16 protein-coding genes are annotated in these 21,180 nt (G+C 62.3%); 5 read left to right on the top strand and 11 right to left on the bottom strand.

The features are described from left to right. Positions 1 to 122 precede the first annotated feature (122 nt). Together ACMGE0_RS21195 and ACMGE0_RS21190 are read left to right on the top strand one after the other, a co-directional pair. Positions 123 to 1,253: an efflux RND transporter periplasmic adaptor subunit gene (locus ACMGE0_RS21195; RefSeq protein WP_436817921.1), complete on the top strand. Its 1,131-nt coding sequence runs from the start codon at positions 123 to 125 to the stop codon at positions 1,251 to 1,253. Beyond that, a complete protein-coding gene (locus ACMGE0_RS21190; protein WP_436817871.1) occupies positions 1,253 to 4,405 on the top strand; it encodes a multidrug efflux RND transporter permease subunit in 3,153 nt (1,050 codons plus the stop codon). The genes ACMGE0_RS21195 and ACMGE0_RS21190 overlap by 1 nt, the downstream gene beginning before the upstream one ends. A gap of 20 nt (positions 4,406 to 4,425) precedes the next feature. Here ACMGE0_RS21190 and ACMGE0_RS21185 read toward each other — a convergent pair whose 3' ends face one another. From ACMGE0_RS21185 to ACMGE0_RS21155, 7 genes are read right to left on the bottom strand one after another with little or no spacing between them, the layout of a single operon-like run. After that, complete coding sequence (locus tag ACMGE0_RS21185) at positions 4,426 to 5,556, bottom strand: mandelate racemase/muconate lactonizing enzyme family protein (protein ID WP_436817870.1); 1,131 nt, start codon at positions 5,554 to 5,556, stop codon at positions 4,426 to 4,428. Positions 5,557 to 5,592: 36 nt separating this feature from the next. Beyond that, on the bottom strand, positions 5,593 to 6,486 hold the full coding sequence (locus tag ACMGE0_RS21180) for a carbohydrate ABC transporter permease (protein WP_436817869.1): 894 nt from the start codon (positions 6,484 to 6,486) through the stop codon (positions 5,593 to 5,595). Positions 6,487 to 6,488: 2 nt separating this feature from the next. Next, positions 6,489 to 7,433, bottom strand: coding sequence for a carbohydrate ABC transporter permease (locus ACMGE0_RS21175; RefSeq protein WP_436817868.1), 945 nt, complete (start codon positions 7,431 to 7,433; stop codon positions 6,489 to 6,491). 1 nt (position 7,434) lies between these two features. Further along, positions 7,435 to 8,670, bottom strand: coding sequence for an ABC transporter substrate-binding protein (locus tag ACMGE0_RS21170; RefSeq protein ID WP_436817867.1), 1,236 nt, complete (start codon positions 8,668 to 8,670; stop codon positions 7,435 to 7,437). Positions 8,671 to 8,701: 31 nt separating this feature from the next. After that, positions 8,702 to 10,753: a glycoside hydrolase family 31 protein gene (locus ACMGE0_RS21165; RefSeq protein ID WP_436817866.1), complete on the bottom strand. Its 2,052-nt coding sequence runs from the start codon at positions 10,751 to 10,753 to the stop codon at positions 8,702 to 8,704. After that, on the bottom strand, positions 10,746 to 12,098 hold the full coding sequence (locus ACMGE0_RS21160) for a hypothetical protein (protein ID WP_436817865.1): 1,353 nt from the start codon (positions 12,096 to 12,098) through the stop codon (positions 10,746 to 10,748). The genes ACMGE0_RS21165 and ACMGE0_RS21160 overlap by 8 nt, the downstream gene beginning before the upstream one ends. After that, positions 12,099 to 13,229, bottom strand: a complete 1,131-nt coding sequence (locus tag ACMGE0_RS21155; protein ID WP_436817864.1) for an ROK family protein — start codon at positions 13,227 to 13,229, stop codon at positions 12,099 to 12,101. 138 nt (positions 13,230 to 13,367) lie between these two features. On the opposite strand from ACMGE0_RS21155, the gene ACMGE0_RS21150 reads away from it, so the two are divergent. The 3 genes from ACMGE0_RS21150 to ACMGE0_RS21140 are packed head-to-tail and all read left to right on the top strand — an operon-like array spanning position 13,368 to position 16,455. Continuing rightward, positions 13,368 to 14,465 (top strand): ABC transporter ATP-binding protein, encoded by a 1,098-nt coding sequence (locus ACMGE0_RS21150; RefSeq protein WP_436817863.1) that lies wholly within the window; start codon positions 13,368 to 13,370, stop codon positions 14,463 to 14,465. Beyond that, complete coding sequence (locus ACMGE0_RS21145) at positions 14,413 to 15,378, top strand: PfkB family carbohydrate kinase (RefSeq protein WP_436817862.1); 966 nt, start codon at positions 14,413 to 14,415, stop codon at positions 15,376 to 15,378. The genes ACMGE0_RS21150 and ACMGE0_RS21145 overlap by 53 nt, the downstream gene beginning before the upstream one ends. Positions 15,379 to 15,426: 48 nt before the next feature. Next, positions 15,427 to 16,455, top strand: coding sequence for a hypothetical protein (locus tag ACMGE0_RS21140; protein WP_436817861.1), 1,029 nt, complete (start codon positions 15,427 to 15,429; stop codon positions 16,453 to 16,455). 26 nt (positions 16,456 to 16,481) lie between these two features. On the opposite strand, the gene ACMGE0_RS21135 is transcribed toward ACMGE0_RS21140, so the two are convergent. From ACMGE0_RS21135 to ACMGE0_RS21120, 4 genes are all read right to left on the bottom strand, one after another. Continuing rightward, on the bottom strand, positions 16,482 to 17,558 hold the full coding sequence (locus ACMGE0_RS21135) for an alcohol dehydrogenase family protein (RefSeq protein ID WP_436817860.1): 1,077 nt from the start codon (positions 17,556 to 17,558) through the stop codon (positions 16,482 to 16,484). Positions 17,559 to 17,571: 13 nt separating this feature from the next. Continuing rightward, positions 17,572 to 18,951, bottom strand: coding sequence for an aspartate aminotransferase family protein (locus ACMGE0_RS21130; protein ID WP_436817859.1), 1,380 nt, complete (start codon positions 18,949 to 18,951; stop codon positions 17,572 to 17,574). Positions 18,952 to 18,980: 29 nt separating this feature from the next. Next, positions 18,981 to 20,477 carry an NAD-dependent succinate-semialdehyde dehydrogenase gene (locus tag ACMGE0_RS21125; protein ID WP_436817858.1) on the bottom strand — a complete coding sequence of 499 codons (1,497 nt, stop codon included), beginning with the start codon at positions 20,475 to 20,477 and terminating at the stop codon, positions 18,981 to 18,983. Positions 20,478 to 20,597: 120 nt separating this feature from the next. After that, the gene (locus ACMGE0_RS21120; RefSeq protein WP_436817857.1) at positions 20,598 to 21,092 is read right to left on the bottom strand and encodes an Lrp/AsnC family transcriptional regulator; all 495 of its coding nucleotides are present in this window, start codon (positions 21,090 to 21,092) and stop codon (positions 20,598 to 20,600) included. Positions 21,093 to 21,180: the final 88 nt, after the last annotated feature.

The following is a 21,180-nucleotide window of genomic DNA, read 5'->3' as shown; positions in this document are numbered from 1 at the left end:
TCGACACGGAAGACCCGCCGATGGAGCGGTTCGTGATTCATTTATTTGCAGGTGACTGAACGATGAAGAATTTCAAATCTTGGCCACGCGTCGGTGCCCTTCTATTGGCTGCTCCGATCATCATGGTGACGAGCGGCAACGCCTTCGGGCAATTTGGTGAGATGCCGCCGCCGGCGGTGAGTGTATTGACGTTGCAGGAACGCGCTGTCCCTGTCGTCAGCGAACTGCCCGGCCGCATTGCGGCGACGCGGGTTTCGGAGGTGCGGGCGCAGGTCTCGGGTATTCTGCAGGAGCGTGTGTTCGAGCAGGGCACCCTCGTCAAGCAAGGGGATATCCTCTATCGCATCGATCCGAAGCTTTTCCGGGTTCGGGTCGCGAGCGCCGAGGCGGCTCTGCAGAGAGCGAAAGCCACCCAGGCCAATGCCCGCCAGCAACTGGAGCGGCAAAGGACGCTCCGGAATCGCAATGTGGCAAGCGGCATCGACTACGACACCGCCGCTGTAGCGCTCGCCCAGGCCGACGCGGATGTCGCGGCCGCGGAAGCCGCGCTCGACGAAGCCAGGATCAATCTCGATTATACCGAGGTGAGGGCGCCGATTACCGGCATCATCGGGGCGGCGCTCGTCACGGAGGGCGCCCTGGTCGCAGCCGACGGTGGGCAGAACCTTGCACTGATTCAGCAGATCGATCCGGTTTATGCGGATTTCACACAATCCTCTTCGCAATTGCTCGCCCTCAAGCGCGCCGTGGATGAAGGAAGACTTGCAAGCCCGGCACCGGGCCAGGCGAGTGTCCAGCTCATCTTCGATGACGGCAGCATCTATTCGGAGCGGGGCAAGCTTCTGTTCGCCAGCGCCAGCGTGGACGCAACCACCGGACAAGTGACGCTGCGCGCCGAGTTTCCCAACCCGAAGGGGGACCTTCTTCCCGGCATGTATGTCCGCGTCCGTGCCGAACAAGCGGTCCGTCAGGGGGCGATCACCATTCCTCAGCGTTCCGTTGTCCGTACCCCCGATGGCAAAGCCCAAGTTTACGTGGTGACCGATGATGCGACTGCGCAGGCCCGCGACATTATTCTCGGAGAAGCGATCGGCAACGAATGGGTGGTTGAAAGTGGCCTGAAGAACGGCGAGCGGGTGATCGTCGATGGCGCGCAGAAGGCCCAGCCCGGCGGGAAGGTGGTTCCGGAGCCCTGGAACCCCGACAACGCGGTCGAAGCGACCCCTGTCAATTCCGATAATCAGGTGCAGTAATGGCCCAGTTTTTTATCAGCCGGCCGATCCTGGCTTGGGTTTTCGCGATTTTCATTTCCCTTGCCGGGGTCATTGCGCTGCCGTTCCTGCCGGTGGCGCAGTACCCGAAGGTCGCTCCGCCGCAGCTGACGATCTCGACCAACTATCCCGGCGCCTCGCCGCAGGAAATCTACCAGGGCGTGACGCGTCAGATCGAGGAAGAGCTGAACGGTGTGGATGGTCTGATCTATTTCGAATCCACGTCGGATGCCTCGGGCTACATCACCATCACGGCAACCTTCGTGGCCGGAACGGATATCGATCAGGCCTCGGTGGACGTGCAGAACGCCATTCGCCGCGTCGAGCCGCGCTTGCCGCAGGCGGTGAAGTCGCAGGGGATCAATGTCGAGGAAGCGGGCTCCGGCTTTTTGATGGTGGTCTCGCTTAACTCGACCGACGGCCGGCTGGATGATGTGGGGCTCGGCGATTATTTGACCCGCAACGTTCTCGGCGAATTGAGACGTCTGGACGGTGTCGGCCGCGTGCAGCTTTTCGCGGCCCAGCGCGCGATGCGCGTCTGGATCGATCCCGATAAGATGGTCGGCCTCAATCTGTCCACGGCCGATATCAGCGCGGCGATAGCCGCCCAGAACGCGCAGGTCGCCGCCGGCCAGATCGGCGCCGCACCCAATCCGGTCAGCCAGGATCTCACGGCGACCGTGCTGGTCCATGGGCAGTTGACCGATCCGCAGCAGTTCGGGGATATCATCCTGAGGGCTAACCCGGATGGCTCGACGGTGCGGCTTCGCGATGTGGCGAATATCGAGATCGGCGCGGAGGCCTACAGCTTCGTGAGCCGGCTGAACGGCAAGCCCACCGCCGCTGCCGCCGTCCAGCTTTCCTCCACGGGCAATGCTGTCGCCACTGCGGCGGCCGTAGAAGCGAAAATGGAGGAACTTTCGCGGTTTTTCCCGCAGGGCATCGAATATTCGATCCCTTACGACACAAGCCCGTTCGTGTCGGCTTCGATCGAAAAAGTCATCCATACGCTGATCGAGGCGATCATCCTCGTCTTCGTCGTGATGTTCGTTTTCCTCCAGAATTTCCGATACACGCTCATCCCCACGCTGGTGGTGCCGGTCGCCTTGCTAGGCACCCTGGCGATCATGCTGGCGACGGGCTTCTCCATCAACGTGCTGACCATGTTCGCCATGGTGCTGGCTATCGGCATTCTGGTCGACGACGCGATCGTCGTCGTCGAGAATGTGGAACGCATCATGGCCGAGGAGGGGCTGCCGCCGAAGGAAGCGACCCGCAAGGCAATGGGGCAGATCACCGGCGCCATCCTCGGCATCACACTGGTCCTCTCCTCCGTCTTCGTCCCGATGGCGTTCTTTCCCGGCTCGACGGGCATCATCTACCGGCAGTTCAGCCTGACGATGGTCGTCTCGATCCTGTTTTCCGCCTTCCTGGCGCTTTCGCTCACTCCCGCGCTTTGCGCCACTCTGTTGAAGCCCATCCCCAAGGGGCATCACGAGAAGCGCGGAATCGCAGGCTGGTTCAACCGGAGCTTCGGAAGGCTCACGAATGGCTATTCCGGCAGCGTCGCCGGTCTGGCGCGCCGCGCCGGGCGCATGATGGTGGTCTATCTCGCGCTTCTCGCCGGGCTTGGCTATCTGTTCCTCAATCTCCCGGGCGGCTTTGTTCCGAACGAGGACCAAGGCTTCCTGATCGTCGACGTGCAGGGACCGCCGGAGGCCAGCCGAAACCGCACGCTTGCGTCGCTTGAGCAGATCGAGAACGTGTTTCGGGCCGAACCTGCGGTCGAAAACACCGTCGCGATCCAGGGTTTCAGTTTCTCCGGCACGGGTCCCAACGCCGCGCTGGTATTCGTGACGCTGAAGGACTGGGCCGAGCGTGGCGAGGGCAATAGCGCCCAGGAAATCGCCAACCGCGCCAACATGCAGTTGTTTGCGCTGAAGGACGCCACGACCTTTGCCCTTTCGCCGCCGCCGATCGAAGGTTTCGGCGTGTCGAACGGCTTCACCTTCCGTCTGCAGGATCGCGGCGGAAACGGCCAGGCCGCCCTCAATGCCGCCGCCGGCGAATTGATGGCGAAAGCATCGCAATCCGGCCTCATCGTCGGCATCCGGCCGGAAGGCATGCCGGATGCCGCACAGCTTCTGCTGGTCATAGACCGGGAGAAGGCGAATACTTTCGGGGTCACCTTCGCCGATATCAACGACACCATCACGGCAAATCTCGGATCCGCGTATATCAACGACTTCCCGAACACGGGCCGCATGCAGCGTGTCATCGTACAGGCGCTGGACAAGGACCGGCTGCAGGCCGAAGACCTGCTGAAGCTGAATGTCCGGAACGTGCATGGCGGAATGGTGCCGCTGTCCTCCTTCGCCATCGCCGAATGGCAGAAGGGGCCGGCCCAGATCGTGGGTTACAACGGTTATCCGACCGTTCGCATTTCCGGCGAACCGGCCCCGGGCGTGTCGTCAGGTGCCGCGATCGCCGAGATGGAGCGTCTTGCATCCGAGCTGCCGGAGGGCTTCGGCTTCGAGTGGACGGGCCAGTCGCTGGAGGAGATCACATCGGGCACTCAGGCGCCGATCCTCTTCGGGCTCAGCATCCTGTTCGTCTTCCTTCTGCTCGCCGGTCTCTACGAAAGCTGGTCGATTCCGCTGTCGGTCATGCTCGTCGTGCCGCTCGGCGTTATCGGTTCCGTGCTCGCGGTGATGTTGCGCGACATGCCGAACGATATCTACTTCAAGGTCGGTCTGATTGCGATCATTGGTCTCTCTGCCAAGAACGCCATCCTGATCGTCGAATTTGCCAAGGACTACTTTGCCGAGGGCAAGTCGCTTGCCGATTCGGCGGTTGCGGCCGCCCGCGTCCGCTTCCGCCCGATCATCATGACCTCGCTCGCCTTTACGCTCGGCGTGGTGCCGCTTGCCATCGCGACGGGGCCGAGCGCCGCAAGCCAGAACGCGATCGGCACCGGCGTTCTCGGTGGCATGATTTCGGCCACGGTTCTGGCGATTTTCTTCGTTCCGGCCTTCTTCGTGTTCGTCCTCAGGGTATTGCGCACGAAGCGGCCCGATCCGGGACATGACGCAATTCCTGCCGCGGCGGCGCCACCGGTGTCTTCCTCCCACTAAGGGAGGATCGCGCACTGTGGCTACTGATATGAAGCGCCGGGAATGAAGGGATATCGGGAGATCAGGCTCTCGTTGATTTCGACGCCGAGACCAGGACCTTCCGGCGCCAGAATGATGCCGTCAACGATCTCGAAGGGTTTTCCGAGCTCATCGCGGAAGGCATTGATCGCCGAAACATCCGCCTCATAGATGAAGGCATTGGGCGCCACGGAAAGCGTGTGCAGGGAAGCTGCCGTGCTCAGGACCGAGGCACTCGTATGCGGGGCGAATTGAAGATGCCAGGTATCCGCCAGCGAGGCGATCTTGAGGATCTCGGTGATCCCTCCGGTCTTGCAACAGTCCGCCTGAACGAACTGGACGATCTGTTCCGAGATCAGTGCGCGCAGTTCATGCCGGGTGAAATGGTTTTCGCCGGCAGCGAGCGGTGTCGGTGTCACGTCGCGCAGGCGACGGTACCCCGGCAGATTGTCGGGTGTGAACGGCTCCTCCAGCCAGGCTAGGCGTCCGGCATCGCAGAGTTCGGCAATGCGGGCGATATCGGAGGTCCTGTAGCGCGTCCCGGCATCCGCGGCGAGCGTGATTTCAGGCCCGAAGGCGGCCCGGATCGCGCTGACGCGTTCGAGGTCCTTCTCCATCGTGTCGCCGACGCGCAGTTTCATGAAGTCGTAGCCGCGCCCTATGAACTGCTCGATCTCGCGTTTCAGATCATCGACCGGCTGAAAGCCGAGGCTGATGCCGCCGGCATAGGCACGGATCGGCCGCCGTGCGCCGCCCAGCAACCGGAAGACGGGCTGGTTAAGATCCTTGCCCTTGATGTCCCAAAGCGCCAGATCGACGCCGCTGAGCCCGATGACCGCCGCAGCACCCGGCCCGTGAGTGGCGATGAAGCGCCTATAGCTCCTGTCCCAGATCGCTTCCGTCTCGTGCGCGTCCATGCCGACAAGCGAAGGGCCGAGCGCGTCGTTGATGAAGGCGGCGATCGTGCTTGGCGTCTGTGCGTGATGCGCTTCGCCATAACCGACGATGCCGTCTTCGGTTTCGATGCGGACGAGCACCATGTCGCGTTTTGCCGAACGCCCTACGGCGAACACCGCTCCGCCGGGCGTCGAGCAGGAGAGCGCAAAGGCCTGGACACGCTTTATCTTCGTCATGGTCTCGTTCCTATCTTTCTTCGCCTCACGAGCGCCTCATCCCTTCACGGCGCCGCCGCCCACTCCGGAAACCAGATGTTTTTGCAGGAAGAAGAAGACGAGCAGTATGGGGAGCGCCGTGATCACGCCGCCGGCCATCAGCACGCCCCAGTCGGTCGTGTACTGGCCGATCAAGCCGCTAAGGCCGAGCGGAAGCGTGCGGTTCTTTTCACTGAGGATGAAGGTGCTGGCATAGAGAAATTCATTCCAGCTGTGGATCATTACCCAGGTCGCGACGGCCACGATTCCGGGCTTCGCCATCGGCAGTATGACCTTCCAGAACGCCTGCCAGCGCGTGCAGCCATCCATGCGTGCCGCGTCTTCAAGGGAATGCGGCACCTGGGAAAAGAAGCCCCGCATGAGCCACACGCAGAGCGGCAGCATATAGCTGAGATAGACAGGGATCAGTCCCCACAGGCTGTCCAGCCAGCCGAGCAGGCGAAGCTGCGCATAGAAGGGAATGAGCAGCAGCACCGGCGGAAACATCTGCCCGTACAGCATGAACAATGGAAGCACGACCGAACCCTTGAAGCGGTGCCGCGCCATGGCATAGCCGGCCGTCACCGAAATGAGCACGCTGACGAGCGTCACGCTGGCCGTCAGGAGCAGGCTGTTCATCGCGAAGCGCCAGAACTGTGCTCCGACGAGCAAGTCAATGTAATTCTGGATCGTCACCGTGTGCGGAACGAGGCTCGGCGGGCGCTGGAAGATCTCGTCCTTGGCCCTCAGTGAGGTTGCGATCATCCAGTAGAACGGGAAGACCGCCCAGACGAATGCGATCCACAGCGCGGCATAGGCGAGAATCTTGCGAAAGGCCTTCGTACGCTGATGTGCGGCGACGCCGGTTGCCGCGGACGCCCGGCTGTCGGAGGAGAGTATGGCAGCAGTCAAGGTCAATCCTCCTCCCGGGCCTGGATGAGTTTCAGATAGATCGTCGTAGCGACGACGAGGCCGGCAAAGAGCATCGTCGCGACCGCCGAGGCCAATCCGAGATCGAACCGCTTGAAACCGTATTTGTAAGCGAGCGTGAACAGGATTTCCGAGGAATTGAGCGGCCCGCCCTCGGTCATCAGCCAGATGGCGTTGAAGTTGTTCACGGTCAGAATGAAAGTCAGCACGGCGGCGATCGCGAAGGAGACGCGGATCTGCGGCAGGATGACGTACCAGAGCTTCTTCCAGCCGGATGCGCCATCCATGGATGCCGCTTCGAGGATGGATTTCGGCACAAGCTGCAAGGCTGCGAGCAGCAGAAGCATGACGAAAGGCGTGCCCTTCCAGATGCTTTCGACGGTGACGGCGTAAAGCGACGTTGCCGTATCGCCGAGCCAGGGATGGTAGGCATCGATGACGCCGAGTTTCAGCAACAGTTCGTTGACGATGCCGACGCTCGGATCGTACATCCACCGCCAGGTCAGCACCGCCACGACGCTCGGCACGACCCATGGCACCAGGATGCCGGAGCGGAAGAAGCCGATCCCCGGCATGGCCCGATGCAGGAGAAGCGCAAGCGCAAGGCCGAGGCCAAGCTGGGCGACAACGTTGAGAACCACCCAGACAATGGTGTTTTGCAACGCTCGGACGAAATTGGGGTCGGCAAAGACACGCTCGAAATTGCGCAAACCGACGAAATCCATGTCGCCGCTGTTCAGGCTCCGCAGCGTCACATCGTAGAAGGCGGTCATGACGCCTGAAACGACGGGGTACACCACCACGCCGAGCACGATGACCACTGCCGGCAGGACCATGATATAGGGATAGACGCGCGCACCGAGCCCGGTTTCGAATATAGAGGACCAGGTTGGTTTCAATCCGGGCCGGTGAACGGTGCGCACGGTCATCTCACTTCTCCAGCAGGTTCTTGATCGCCGCATCCGCCTCGGTCATGGCGTCCTTGGCGGGCTTTCCGCGGATGACGGAATCCCAGACATTGGCGAAGACGTCGGTATGCATCTGGGTCCAGGCGGCGACGACCGGCCGCGCACGCCCTGCGGCCGCCTGTTGCATGAAAGGCTGCATGTTGGGCGGCAATGCCGCGATGGCCTCGGGCGTTGCAGCCTTCTTCAGGGCGGAAAGGCGATTGTATTTGCGCATGAGGGCGATGCTGCGTTCACCGGAGAGCCATCGGACCAGCTCGAAACTGGCTTCCGGCACAGAGGTATTCGCCTTGATGGAGAGATCAAAGCCGCCGATGACCGTCGCGGCCTCCTTGCCGGCGGGAAGCGGATGTACTGAGAACTTCAGGTTGGGATTGGCCTTGGCCACGGCGGCCAGCGCCCAGTCGCCGGTAACCACCATGCCGGCGCGTTCCTGGACGAACGGCGCGTGCACCTCATCCCAGTTGCCTGCGGTCAGCACGGAATCCGGCATCGCCTTCGATTCCGAATAAAGCTTCGCCAGGAAATCGACGGCTTCGATCGAGGCCGGATCGGCGATATGCGATTTGCCTTCCGCATCGATGATATCGCCGCCGTTCTGCCAGATGAAGCTGTAGAGCTGGAAAGCTCCCATGCGATTGCCGCCGAAGCTCGCGCCGTAGGTCTGCTTCTCCTTGTTGGTCATCGCAACGGCGGCATCATGGAATTCCTGCCATGTCGCCGGCGCTTTCTTGATGCCGGCATCCGCGAGCATCTTGTCGTTCACGAGAAGCGCGACATTGTTCGTGTAGAGCGGCAATGCGTATTGTTTCTGCTCGAAGCGGCCGCTGGAATAAGGCCCCGGCTGGTATTCCGAAGCGACGGGGTCTGCCTTTTCCGTGATGTCGGCCAGGAGGCCGGCATCTGCGAGGCCTGCCACCCACGCGATGTCGAGCGTCATGACATCCGGCCCGGCGCCGCCGGACAGGGCGACGAACAGCTTCTGCTCCATTTCGATGGGCGGTACCGCCTGCACTTCGACGGTGTGGCCGGTGGCGGCCTGGAAAGCCTTCAATTCTTCATAGAGCGGTGCATCGGGACCGTTGGCCAACGCCGCGTTGACCCACATGACGATGTTATCTGCAAAGGCCGGCGAGGAGCCGAGGCTCAACGCCAGGACGGCGGCTGCGGCGCCGCCTTTCAGCATGCTGCGAACGTTCATGATCTCCTCCACTATGTCGTTCGGTATGCGGCTAGTCAGTCTCCGTTCTTCCGGACAAGGCAGCCCCCCGCTGCCCCTCCCTGATCGGCGGGAACCAGATGATGTCCTCGCCGATCCAGCTTTCGATATCCGCCCCCATGGGGGGAGAGGTCGACGAAACTTCACCGCCCGCAATGCCTGAAATGCCGTTGCCTCCGACGACTCCGACCGCCTCCACGGTCCAGGCGTCGCCCTCGCCTGCGAATGCCATGTCCGGAACCGTCATGCTCCCCGAGGAAGGCTGGAAATGGAGAAGGATCGCCTTGCGGTTCTTCTCATCCGTCGAGAGGAGAATCTGGGCATCGCGGCGGATAAAGACGGGCACCTTTTCGAGCGGCACGTCGTGGATCCGCCATGCCGGCCCCGCGACCCATTCACCCGCCAGCACGTCGTACCAGTCGCCATGGGGCAGATAGACCGCCCGAGTATTTCCGTAGAAGGCCACGGGCGCGACCAGAATGTCGTCGCCGAGCATATATTGCTGGTCCCAGTCGTTGATGCTCTTCCAGTCGATTTCCGGAAAGGTGAGAGGCATCATCCTCAGCAGGGGCATTCCCCCGTCGGCAGCCTCGCGGCCGTAGCGCCGAAAGACCGGCAGGAGGGCGAGGTGAAGCTTGGCGTAGCGCTTGAAGATTTCGATCGAGCCCTCGTCCATGTCCCACGGCTCCCGGCATCCGAGCCCGTGCAGCATCATCAGCGGCGTGAAGCAGGAGAACTGTGTCCAGCGCGCAAAGACCTGCGGCGTCGGCGTGCCGAAATAGCCGCCGAGATCGCTGCCGACGAACGACCAGCCCGCGAGGCTCGCGCTTTGCGCGGCGCGGATCGCCGAGGACAGGCCGGTCTTGGGGCAGAAGTCCGATGTCTGGTCGCCGCTCCAGACGGGTGCCCGCACGCGCGGCGAGCCCGATCGGCTGATGATCGCCGGTGTCCTGCCGTCGAATGCGTCGATCGTGGCTTCCAGATAATAACGCACGAAGGCGTTATGGGCGCGGCCACCTGTCTCCCCGGATTTCAGGACCGCATGTTCGGGCAGCTGTTCGCCGAAATCCGCCTTGAAACCTTTGATCCCAAGATTCAGCAGATTGCGCAGGTTCTCCGACCACCAGGCGCTCGCTTCGGGATTGGAGAAGTCGATCAACGCCGCCACGATATTGGGGTTCGCGCCGGGCCGGCGGGTGATCAATTGACCGTCCTTGTCGACGATGACATAGCCGTTTTCCCTGGCATGGTCGAAGGATCGAGTGCCGACGACCACCCACGGGCAGAGCCAGAGATAGATGCCGGTCCCGTTCTCCTTCATGCGGGATACCATGTCCCAGGCATCCGGATATTTTTCCGTATCGAAGGCGAAGGAATGAACCTCGCTCGCCCAATAGGCGTCGATCAGCTTGATGCCCATGGGCAGGCCGAGCCGGGCATGTCCTGCAATATCTGCCGCCACCGTTTTCGCATTCTCGAAACGCCAATCCCCGGCCTTCCACAGGCTGAAGAAACTGTCTTCCGGCATCAGCGGCGGGCCGATCCTGCCGATCAGCGCCTTGTAGAGATCGCCGAGGCTGCCGAGATGGATTTCCAGTTCGAGCCGGTCGCCCTCCACCTGGATGCGCAGCATGTGCGGATCGAACGGAGCGGCGATATGGAAGACAGCCGGCGCTTCGTCGGGTAGAAACAGGGCATAGCCGAGTGTCGTCGCGATCCACGGACTTGGAAGATACGTGCCGCTGCCGAGCCCGAAGTTCTCCAGATAGTAGCGGACCGACTGGCCGCGCAGGTCGAGTGTCTCGAAGCGCTCGCCACCGCCGAACGCCTGGAAGGATGCGGGTACGGGAAAGGCGATGTCGATCGCCGCTGCATCCTTTTTCGAGACGATGATGCGGAAGCTGCGGCCATTGTTCCCGGTCTCCTCTTCAACGCGGGCACCGCAGCGCTCGAACGGTTCCCATATCCAGGAATCTCCCGGCTTGCGCCAGCCGATGGTGGCCGGACGGTACGGCGCATCTGCGGACAGCATGGCGGAAAGGGTGTTCAGGTCCCCGTCAGCCATGATCCACCTCTACGCCGAGCTGCCGGCCCAGATGTCGAACGGCATTCCCCCAGCGGCCGTAGACCGCCGTCACGTGATGTTCGTAGCCGTTGTCGATGAACCGGCGGATCAAGGCTTCGGCTCCGCCGCCGGTGGGGCGGAAATAGCCCGCCGCGCGATTGGCCCCGGAACGCTGCTTTTCGATCTCCCCCTCCGTCACGAAGATGCGCAGCGTTCCGTCCGGCCGCATGGAGAGCCGGAAGAGCGTGATATCGCCGGCCCGAAGGGGAAAGCTCTCCTGCTTCAGCGCCGTATCGAGCGAGCGCGGCCCATCGGCAAGCCGGGGGCTGACGCCGTAATGCCATAGGACGAGCCGATCGTTGGCGCGGTCGAAGCCGGAAATATCCGTGAGGAAAGGCAGCGAGGCCGGGTCGAACGCCCGGGCGACAAGTGCGCTGACAGCACCCATCACGTCGCCTTCGGGAGCCAAGGGAACGGTGCGGTCCTGCAGCTCTCCCAAGGCCGCCCAGGTACCTTTGAAATCCTCGGCGTACAGGATTTCCGGCCAGTCGCGCAGGGCGATCGCGTCGGCATCGATACGATCGAGACCGGCCTCCAGGCGAGCATAGGTGCGCCCGAGCGTGATCCTGCCGTTCTCTGCGCCGCCGCCATCGAAACCCGCTTCGCTCCAGCGGGCGGCGTTTTCCCGTTCCTTCGCAGGCTCCGCCTTGCAGCCTTCGAGGAAGCGGACGAGCGTGCTCTGGACGATCGTGATGCCCAGCGCGCGCTTCAGCGCCCAGGGATCGACGGCGAGATTGGTGAACCAGTCCGCATGGCTGCCCACGAGCGCGACGCGAGCGCCTTTGATCTTTGCATGTGCCCTGGCGCCGGCGGCGAAGCCGGCAAGTTCCTGAGCAAGTTCCACGTTGTCGGGATTGCCCAGCAGAAGCGTGAATTTGCGGCCGAAACGGGAAAGCGTCGAGGCCCAAAGCTGGGCTCCGCAAAGCGAATTGGTGACGATTTCGCCCGGCTCCTCGAGTGCCCACAGGGCGATGGGCATCGAGCGCTCGCCTATCGCCGCCAGGACGGTGTGGAGCAGTTCGGCGGTGCAGAAGGTCGAAAGCTGAATGACCAGTCCGTCCAGTGCGTCGAGATCGAGTTCCTGCAAGGCGACCGCGCAGCTTGCGGGATCACGGACGAGCCTGTCTGAAAACTTGAGGCAGCCTGCCAGACGCGCTTCATCGGCAAGACGCTGCGTTTCGGCGATCAGGGCATTTGCGGCGGCCTCCGGGAATAGGGAGGAGGCGACGAAAAGAACGCCCACCCGTGTTTGCTTCGTCTCGACCGGCGGATTTCTGGTCAGCATCTACGCGATCTCCTCCAGCGCGGTCCGCGGATCCGCCTTCGCATCCAGCCCCCCGCTGCGCACGAAACAATAAGCTGCGTAATAGAGCGCCGCTCTCGGATCGTTGCCGATCGACGGCGCGATGAAGGAGAGCGCAAGGCGGCTTTCGTGGAAACCGCCCAGCAGGCTCTCGTTCAGCCCTTCGGCAATCGCCTTCCGGTCCTCGGCGGGCATAAGGGAAGGCCATCCGCTCACCACGACGGAAGAAAGCGGATGCAGGTTGAGCGCATTTCCAAGACCGAGCCCAAGCATGAACAGGCGCTCGCGCAGCGTATCATGCACGCTCTGATCCAGAGCCAGCGTTTCGATGAAGCTGTCGCCGCGGCTCAGCACGGCGCTGTCCGCGACGCCGATGATCTTCGAGATCGCCCGCAGCGACGTATAGGCCTCGATGCAGCCCTTGTGGCCGCAGCGGCACGGCAGCCCGTTGCGTTCGATCACCATGTGGCCGATTTCGAAGGCTGAAAACGCATCGACCGGGGCGCTCTCGTCGACGATGACGCCGGCCACGCCATGGCCCACGAACAGGAAGAGGTGATCGCCGGATACCGGATATTTAGTCGTGTTGGAATAACGATGGAAGGCCGCCTGGGCGATGACCGAATTGGTGAGGGTCACCGATATGCCGCCCAGCGTATCGGCAAGAAAGGTCTGCAGCCGATCCATGTCCCAGGGATAGATCGGGTTGCCGGCAGCACGCCCGTATCCGGGGATGGAAAGTGCCGCCTGCCGTATCGTGGCGCCACGGTGGTCGATCCAGCCCCGCATCGTTCCCACGCTCTCGACGAAAATGCGCTCGAATTCGTCCTGATCGAGATGCGGAGACGCAGGCAGGCGCTCGACATAGTTCAGTGCGCCGCTCAGATCGCCGATGCCGAAGGAAAGACGGCTGTTGGATAGCTCTATGCCAGCGATGGCAATATCCTTGCTTAATGTAACTCGCGCCGTCGGTCCGCCGGAATAAGGTGCCTGCTGGCGCGTTTCTTGAACTAGATTTTCAGCCCGTAATTCAGCCAGAATACGGGAGACGCTGGCCTCTGTGAGTTTGGTTTCCCTTGCGATTGACGGGCGAAACGCGCCTCCGGATCGCAACAAGCTCTCCAGAACCGTTGCCCGCGTCTCCCGTCTGCTTCTCGGTGTGAACCGCACCAACGTTGTGATCCTAGATATTTACACTGTGTAATTAGTGTGCTTTAAAAAAATCCGATGTCAACACGGGAGAGAGAAAAAGTGGCAGAGTTGACACTGCGGGGGGTGGAGAAGCGTTTCGGCGTGGTCGAGGCGGTCAAGGCTCTCGATCTCGACATCGCAGATGGCGAATTTATCGTCCTTGTCGGACCGTCCGGCTGCGGAAAGAGCACGTTGCTTCGGGTTATTGCAGGCCTTGAAGAGATTTCCGGCGGAGACATTCTTCTCGACGGAAGAAGCCTGAACGCAGTCGCGCCGCGCGATCGCGACATGGCGATGGTGTTCCAGGACTATGCGCTCTATCCCCATATGACGGTCGCTGAAAATCTCGGCTTCGCCTTGAAGATGCGGGATGTGCCGGGCCGGGAAATCGAGCGGAACGTGGCCGAGGTCGCCCGGATGCTCGAGCTCGACACGCTTCTGGATCGCAAGCCCCGCGCTCTGTCCGGAGGACAGCGTCAGCGTGTTGCCCTTGGGCGGGCGCTGATCCGCAACCCGAAGATTTTTCTGTTTGACGAGCCTCTCTCCAATCTCGATGCCAAGCTCAGGGTCGGCATGCGCATGGAGATCAGGAAGCTGCAGGTATCGTTGAAGACGACCAGCATCTACGTGACGCATGACCAGATCGAGGCCATGACGATGGCCGACCGGATCGTGGTGCTGAGGCACGGCGAGGTCCAGCAGATCGGCACCCCGATCGAAATCTACCAGCGGCCCGTGAACAGTTTCGTCGGTACGTTCATCGGTTCGCCGCCGATGAGCCTGCTGCCGGCTTCGCTCCGCGCGGACGAAGAAGGCGCTTTCCTCGATTTCGGTGAAGGACAGCAGATCCGCCTTTCGAAAGAGCGTGCCAAGGCTCTTGAGCGCGCAGGCGTCGCAAATGTGGAGGTCGGATTGCGTGCCGAGCACATATCGCTCGATGCTGAACCTTCGGATCCCGGCGCCGTCTTTGCATCCGATATCGTCCTGGTGGAGGAGCATGGGGCCGATTCGATTGCCGTCGTGAGGCTCGGAAACCGCGAGGCGATGGCGCGGGTGAAGCCGGGATCGGCACATACTGGGGAAACCGAGCGGCGTTTCCGGGTGGATGTCGGCGGCCTGCATCTTTTCCATCCCGACACGGGTGCCAGCATTGCCTGATCGTCGGCCCGGTTCAGTCTTCTGCGTCGGTCTCGCGACCCGGGATACGATCATGACGGTTGCCTCGATTCCGACTGAGCCGATCAAGATCTATGCACAAGCTCGCCGCGATGTAGGAGGCGGCCCCGCGGCGACCGCAAGCGTCGCCATTGCCCGGCTTGGAGGAAGGCCCTTCTTCGCCGGCCGGATCGGCGATGATCCGACGGGCGCAGCTTTGCGCGGAGAGCTTGCCGACGAAAAGGTGGATACCGCATGGCTGAAATCCTTCGAAGGATATCTGTCGCCCGGGTCGGTGATTCTCGTTGACGCAAACGGCGAGCGGCTGATCGTCGCCTATTCCGATCCCGATCTGCCCGCGGATGCCGATTGGCTGATGCCGGATGATCTCGGCGGCGCCGTTCTTTGCGATCTCTCCTGGCCGCAGGGTGCGCTGAAATCCCTGGCGGCTGCACGCAAGCAAGGCATTCCGGCCGTGCTGGATGCCGATATATCGCGGCATGACGGCACGGTCGTGAGCGCGATCGTATCCGCGGCGGATCATGTGGTTTTCTCGCGGCCCGGTCTGGCTCAACTGACAGGTGTCGATGATATCGGGACAGGCCTCAAAAGGGCGGCACTTCCTTCCCACAGGCTCATAGGCGTGACCGATGGGGCGGACGGACTCTATTGGCTGGACGATGGAACGCTGCGCAACGTGCGTGCGCCCGCGGTAGAGGTCGTCGACACCGTGGGAGCCGGGGATGCCTTCCACGGAGCACTGGCGCTTGCGCTCTCCCGCCATTGGCCGCTCGATCGGGCCATCGCGTTCTCGAATGCGGTTGCCGCATTGAAATGCACGCGGCCTGGCGGCCGGGCTGGCCTTCCGACAGCAGCCGATGTGAGCCGTTTCGATCCTTCTTTCACTTTTCCCTGATGCGGCTTCCCGGCCGTATCCATCTCAATCTCGTTTAGGAGCAAGGCCTTGCAACGGAACAGCCGACTTGATGAGAAACTGGCGCGCATCCGGCGCGATCCCGCCGGAAGCAAGGAGTTCCTGATCTGCGACGCCAAGGATCCGGACATGGCGCGCGGGATTGCTGCCCTGGGAACGGTCCGTGATGCCGAAGGGCGAGAGAGGCCGGCGACACGAGCGGAGTTCCTGGAAACCGTCCGCGCGATCGTTCGGCAGGATATCGTCGATCTGATGCTGCTCTCGCCCTATAATCTGCATCGGCTGGCGATCGAGGAGGAGATTTTCGAAGGCAGCCGCATGGCGCGCGCGGCCCGTGTCAACGACACGACGGAAATCTGGCTGCCCAGGCACGGTGCCTATCGCCAGTCCGCCTCCCGTCCCTTCCGAACTGCGGATCTCTCGCGGGTGATGTTCGGCGGCCGCGAGCCGAAGTCCGATGTCATCGGCGCCGATCTCGGTCTCTACAGCCTGACCTTTGTCAACGACGTGGAGGCTGATCATCGGACGCTGACGGCCTACAACGAATTCCGCGCGGAATGTAATAGGCTCGGCTTCCGGCATTTCCTGGAGGTCTTCAATCCGAATGTCGGAACGTTGGAGGGAGACGATATCGGTGCATTCGTGAACGACTGCATCGTGCGTTGCCTGGCCGGCATCGATCGCGACGCCGCACCGGTTTTCCTGAAGGTTGCCTATAACGGTCCGCGGGCAATGGAAGAGCTTGTGACCTATGACGACGAGACGATCGTCGGCGTGCTCGGCGGTGCCGCAGGCACGACGCGCGATACTTTCGAACTCCTGTTTCAGGGCAAGCGCTACGGGGCTCGTCTGGCGCTGTTCGGCCGCAAGATCAACCAGGCCGAAGCACCCCTCGATCTTATCGAAATCCTGCGCGCCATCGCCGACGATGAAATCCAACCCGAAGAGGCCGTTGCCCTTTATCACGACCGTCTCGCCAGGAGGTCCATCCGCCCCCATCGCCCCATCGAAGAAGACGGGCAGATTACCTCCGCAAACCTGCAGAGGGGAAAAGGATAGCGAACGGCGCCGCAATTGGCCTCGGCTTACCCCTGATCGGGAACGACGACCAGCTTGCCGATAAAATTCTTGGCCATGAAATCGCCCTGCGCGCGATGGAACTCGGATAACGGATAGACGCCGCCGACGAGCGGCCGGACCTTTCCGCTTTCGATATAGCCGACGAGGCGGCGAAAATCGGCACGGCTTCCCTGGCTCGAACCATGCAGCTCAAGCTGTTTCAGATACATCGTGCGCAAATCGAGTTGCACGACGGGGCCGGCGATCGCCCCTGCCGTGGTGTAGCGGCCTTCCGGACGAAGAATTTTCAGGAGATCATTGAACATCGGGCCGGCCACGAGATCGGCGACGACGTCGATCGGAGCACCGCCGGCCGCTTCGGCTACGGCTTCGACAAGATCGCTCTTTCCGCGCGTCACCACGGCTTCCGCGCCGATATCGAGGATCGCCTTTTCCTTGCCCGGACCTGCGACGGCGATCGGAATGGCGCCCCGTGCCCGCGCAAGCTGGATGATCGCCGAACCGACGCCTCCGGAAGCGCCCGTCACGAGTACCCGCTCTCCGGCTGAAAGCCTTGCCCTTTCCAGCATCCGTTCGCCGGTAAGGTAAGCGCAACAGAAGGTCGCAAGCTCGATATCGCTCATGTTCGTATCGACCACATGGGCGTTTTCGGCAGGCAGCGCCATGTATTCGGCATAGCCGCCGTCTCGGCCATGGCCCATGTAATCGATATCCGCAAGGCTGTCATCCTCGCGATTGTAGATGGAGAAATCGACCATCACCCGCTCGCCGATGCGGGAAGGATCGACGCCTTCACCGACTGCGACCACGTGACCGACGGTATCAGTGCCCTGTATGCGCGGAAAGGTGAGCGTATTTCCCTGCCGCCGCCAGGTGGAGACTGCGTCGGGATCGTCCTCGGTGCCGTAGGCGCCCTGGCGCACCCAGACATCGGTATTGTTCATGCCGCAGGCAGTCACGCGGATGAGAACTTCCCCGGCTGCGAGCCTGGGCACGGGAACATCCTGCCGGTAGACGAGCTTGTCGAGCCCGCCATGGCCGGTCAGCAGCACGGCCGCCATCATTTCGGGAATCGAGGTCATGCGTCTTCTCCCGTCAGCGGTTTGCAAAGACGCTGTCGATCGCCTCGGACGTCGCCTTGACGACGATATCCGCCTCTTCGCGGGTGAGGCAGAGCGGCGGCGCGAAGCCGAGGATATCGCCCTGCGGCATGGCGCGGCCGATGACGCCGCGTTCCAGAAGTGCTGCTGCAATCTGTGGGCCGATCTTTTGAGAAGCATCGAAGAACTTGCGGTCGTCCTTGTCTTCCACGAATTCCACGGCGGCCATCAGGCCGTCGCCGCGCACCTCGCCCACATGCTTGTGGTCCGCCACGGCCCTGGCCAGCTCGGACCGGAAATAGGCGCCGGTCTCGCCGGCATTGTGCACAAGGCCAAGTTCATCGATCAGTTCGAGATTGGCGATGCCGGCCGCAGCGCAGATCGGATGGGATGAATAGGTCCAGCCATGGCCGATGGCACCGAGCTCGTCGGAACCCTGCACGAGGACCTGCCAGAACCGGTCTGAAACGATCGTGCCGGAGAGAGGCGCATAGGCCGAGGTCAGTCCCTTGGCGATGGTGATGAGGTCCGGCTTCATGCCGTAATGGTCGGAGCCGAACATGGTGCCGAGCCGGCCGAAGCCGGTGACGACCTCGTCGGCCACGAGCAGGATGTCGTACTTACTGAGCACGGCCTGGATCTTCTCCCAATAGCCTTTCGGGGGCGGCACGATGCCGCCGGTGCCGAGGATCGGCTCGCCGATGAAGGCCGCGATCGTCTCCGGACCTTCCGCCACAATCAATTCTTCCAGCTTGTCGGCGCAATATTGCGAGAACTGCTCCTCGCTCATCGAGCGGTCCGGGCGGCGGAAGTAATAGGGTGCTTCGGTATGCAGGATCGGCACGCGCGGCAGGTCGAAAGCATTGTGGAAGAGTTCGAGGCCGGTGAGGCTGCCGGTCATCACGCCGGAGCCGTGATAGCCGCGCCAGCGCGAGATGATCTTCTTCTTTTCCGGCCGTCCGAGGATGTTGTTGTAATACCAGATCAGCTTGATGTTGGTCTCGTTGGCGTCCGAGCCGGAAAGACCGAAATAGACCCTCGACATGCCTTCCGGCGCCCGGTCGATGATCATCTTGGAAAGCGTGATCGAGGCTTCCGTGCCGTGGCCGACATAGGCATGGTAATAGGCGAGATTCCGGGCTTGCTCGGCGATCGCATCGGCGATCTTCTGTCGGCCGTAGCCGACATTGACGCAGTAGAGGCCGGCGAAGGCGTCGAGGCTGGTGCGGCCGTTCCTGTCGGTGATGTAGACGCCTTCGCCGCTGCCGATCACCCGCGTCGGTGTTTCGCCGCGCGCATGCATGCCCATATGGGTCGACGGATGGAAGAAGTGGTCCCGGTCCCAGGCGGTGAGTTCGTTGTTTCTTTCGAGCATTGGCTTTTCCTTCAAGGTTGTGGGACCGCTCAGCCGGCGGTGTCGATGCAGAGGTATTTGAGTTCGGTGAAAGCCTCGATGCCGTGGCGGGAGCCTTCCCGCCCGAGGCCGGACTGTTTCCAGCCGCCGAAGGGGACCGGTCCGCCGGTGATCTTCACGCGGTTGATCGCGACCATCCCGTATTCGAGCGCGCGGCCGAGGCGCATCTGCCGCGCGCCGTTTTCGGTGACCGCATAGGCGACGAGCCCGTATTCGGTGTCGTTGGCGCGGGCGACGACCTCTTCCTCCGTGTCGAAGGCGGTGACGGCCGCGACCGGCCCGAAGGTCTCCTCGCGCATGATGGCAGCATCTTGCGGCACATCCACGATGAGCGTCGGCTCGAAGAACAGCGGACCGGCCTTGTGGCGCTTGCCGCCGGCAATCAGCTTGGCACCCCTGTCGAGCGCATCCTTCACCTGCGTCTCGACCTTCGTCACAGCTCGCTCATGCATCAGCGGACCGATATCGATGCCATCAGTCAGCCCATCACCAACCTTCAACGCGATAATCCGCTTGGCGAAGGCCTCGTTGAAGGCTTCGAGGATCGGTCGCTGGACGAAAATCCGGTTGGCGGCAAGGCAATCCTGCCCGGATGTGGCGAATTTGGCGGCGGTCGCGATATCGGCGGCGCGATCGATGTCGGCATCGTCGAAGACGATCAAAGGCGCATGGCCGCCGAGTTCCATCACCAGCCGTTTCATCGTTGGTGCGCATTGCGCGGCGATCAATCGGCCGATCTCGGTGGAGCCGGTAAAGCTCATCGCCCGCACCTGTGCGTCTTCGCAGAGCCGGCCGACGATGGTCGCTGCGTCACCGGTGACGACGTTGAACACGCCTGCGGGCATTCCTGCGCGCTCGGCAAGTTCGGCAAGCGCCAGTGCCGAAAGCGGCGTTTCGGAAGAAGGGTGCGCGACGACCGTGCAGCCGGCGGCAAGTGCGGCGGCGGCCTTCCGCGTCACCATGGCGGAAGGGAAATTCCAGGGCGTGACGATGCCGACGACGCCAAGCGCCTCTCGGCGGACGATCATCTCCGTTTCAGGAAGGTGGCTGGTGACGCTCTCCGCGTTGACCCGCTTGCCTTCCTCGGCATACCACTCGATGAAAGAGGCGGCGTAATCGATCTCCCCGCGGGACTCTGCGATCGGCTTTCCCTGTTCGAGCGTCATGAGGAGGGCAAGGTCTTCCCTGGCGGCCAGCATCAGCCGGTACCATTCTTTCAGGATCGCCGCGCGCTCCTGCGGCAGCGTCGACCGCCAGGCAGGAAAGGCAGCCGCGGCGGCGTCGATTGCGGTACGGGTCTCCTCGGCGCCAAGGCTCGCGACCCAGGCAAGCGTCGCGGAGGAGGCGGGATCGGTCACCTGGAAGCTGCGGCCGTCGGAGCCGGCGACCCAGCGTCCATCCACATAGGCGAGGTCGCGCATCAGATGGCGGTCGGTGAGCCGCGTCAGGGCCTCGTGATAGGCGGGGCGTGCGAAAATTGCGGTCATGGCCAGATCCTCGTTCGGGTCGTGGCGCAAGTATCGCCTTGCCGGAACGAGAGATTGTCCATTCCGCGGCAGGAAAAGAGAGAGATGGTCTAAACTGGTCGGGCCTGGAGGAGAAACCGTCTACGATCGCTCGCCGGCATCCGTCTCGAAGAGAGCGGCGACAGGCACGCCCGTTTCCTCCTTCACCGTCTTCGTCACGATATAGGTGAAGTAGCGCTCGATACCGAGCTCGCGGTCGAGTAGGCCGTCGATCAGACGCTGATAGGCGTCGATGTCGGGGGACACGATCTTGGCGATATAATCGACGCCCCCGCCGACCGACCAGCACGCGGTGATCTCGGGAATGGCCGCCACGGCGCGCTCGAAACGGTCGAAATCGGCCTGGCGATGGTTGGCGAGCGTGATCTCCACCATGACGCTGGCAATTGGCGCGATCTTCCGCGGTGCAAGCCGGGCATGGTAGCCGGCTATGATGCCCGCCTTTTCCAGCTTGCGCAGGCGCATCCAGCAGGGTGTCGGCGAAAGACCGACCTTTTCGGCAAGCGCGAGCTTGGTGATCCGGCCATCGCCTTGGACCGCTTCGAGGATTCGGAGGTCTATGGCATCGAGTTTCATGTGGGTTCCCGGCTGCATCGCTGTTAAGAAAGACAATGAAAATTCGTTTTGCCATTGTCAATTGAACTGATTTTGAGCACAGTCAAAA

It is taken from the genome of Neorhizobium descurainiae (genome assembly GCF_051400715.1).
In the GTDB taxonomy this organism is placed as follows: Bacteria; Pseudomonadota; Alphaproteobacteria; order Rhizobiales; family Rhizobiaceae; genus Neorhizobium.
Note: the sequence above shows the minus strand (reverse complement) of the source record. Positions and strands in the feature narration are given on the sequence as shown.

Excerpts from the sequence above, each read along its gene's own strand:
- ACMGE0_RS21195 (WP_436817921.1), top strand. The coding sequence starts at position 123 with ATGGTGACGAGCGGCAACGCCTTCGGGCAATTTGGTGAGATGCCGCCG.
- ACMGE0_RS21145 (WP_436817862.1), top strand. The coding sequence starts at position 14,413 with ATGTCGGCGGCCTGCATCTTTTCCATCCCGACACGGGTGCCAGCATTG.
- ACMGE0_RS21170 (WP_436817867.1), bottom strand. The coding sequence starts at position 8,670 with ATGAACGTTCGCAGCATGCTGAAAGGCGGCGCCGCAGCCGCCGTCCTG.
- ACMGE0_RS21120 (WP_436817857.1), bottom strand. The coding sequence starts at position 21,092 with ATGAAACTCGATGCCATAGACCTCCGAATCCTCGAAGCGGTCCAAGGC.
- ACMGE0_RS21135 (WP_436817860.1), bottom strand. The coding sequence starts at position 17,558 with ATGACCTCGATTCCCGAAATGATGGCGGCCGTGCTGCTGACCGGCCAT.
- ACMGE0_RS21185 (WP_436817870.1), bottom strand. The coding sequence starts at position 5,556 with ATGACGAAGATAAAGCGTGTCCAGGCCTTTGCGCTCTCCTGCTCGACG.
- ACMGE0_RS21125 (WP_436817858.1), bottom strand. The coding sequence starts at position 20,477 with ATGACCGCAATTTTCGCACGCCCCGCCTATCACGAGGCCCTGACGCGG.
- ACMGE0_RS21190 (WP_436817871.1), top strand. The coding sequence starts at position 1,253 with ATGGCCCAGTTTTTTATCAGCCGGCCGATCCTGGCTTGGGTTTTCGCG.
- ACMGE0_RS21175 (WP_436817868.1), bottom strand. The coding sequence starts at position 7,433 with ATGACCGTGCGCACCGTTCACCGGCCCGGATTGAAACCAACCTGGTCC.
- ACMGE0_RS21160 (WP_436817865.1), bottom strand. The coding sequence starts at position 12,098 with ATGCTGACCAGAAATCCGCCGGTCGAGACGAAGCAAACACGGGTGGGC.
- ACMGE0_RS21130 (WP_436817859.1), bottom strand. The coding sequence starts at position 18,951 with ATGCTCGAAAGAAACAACGAACTCACCGCCTGGGACCGGGACCACTTC.
- ACMGE0_RS21165 (WP_436817866.1), bottom strand. The coding sequence starts at position 10,753 with ATGGCTGACGGGGACCTGAACACCCTTTCCGCCATGCTGTCCGCAGAT.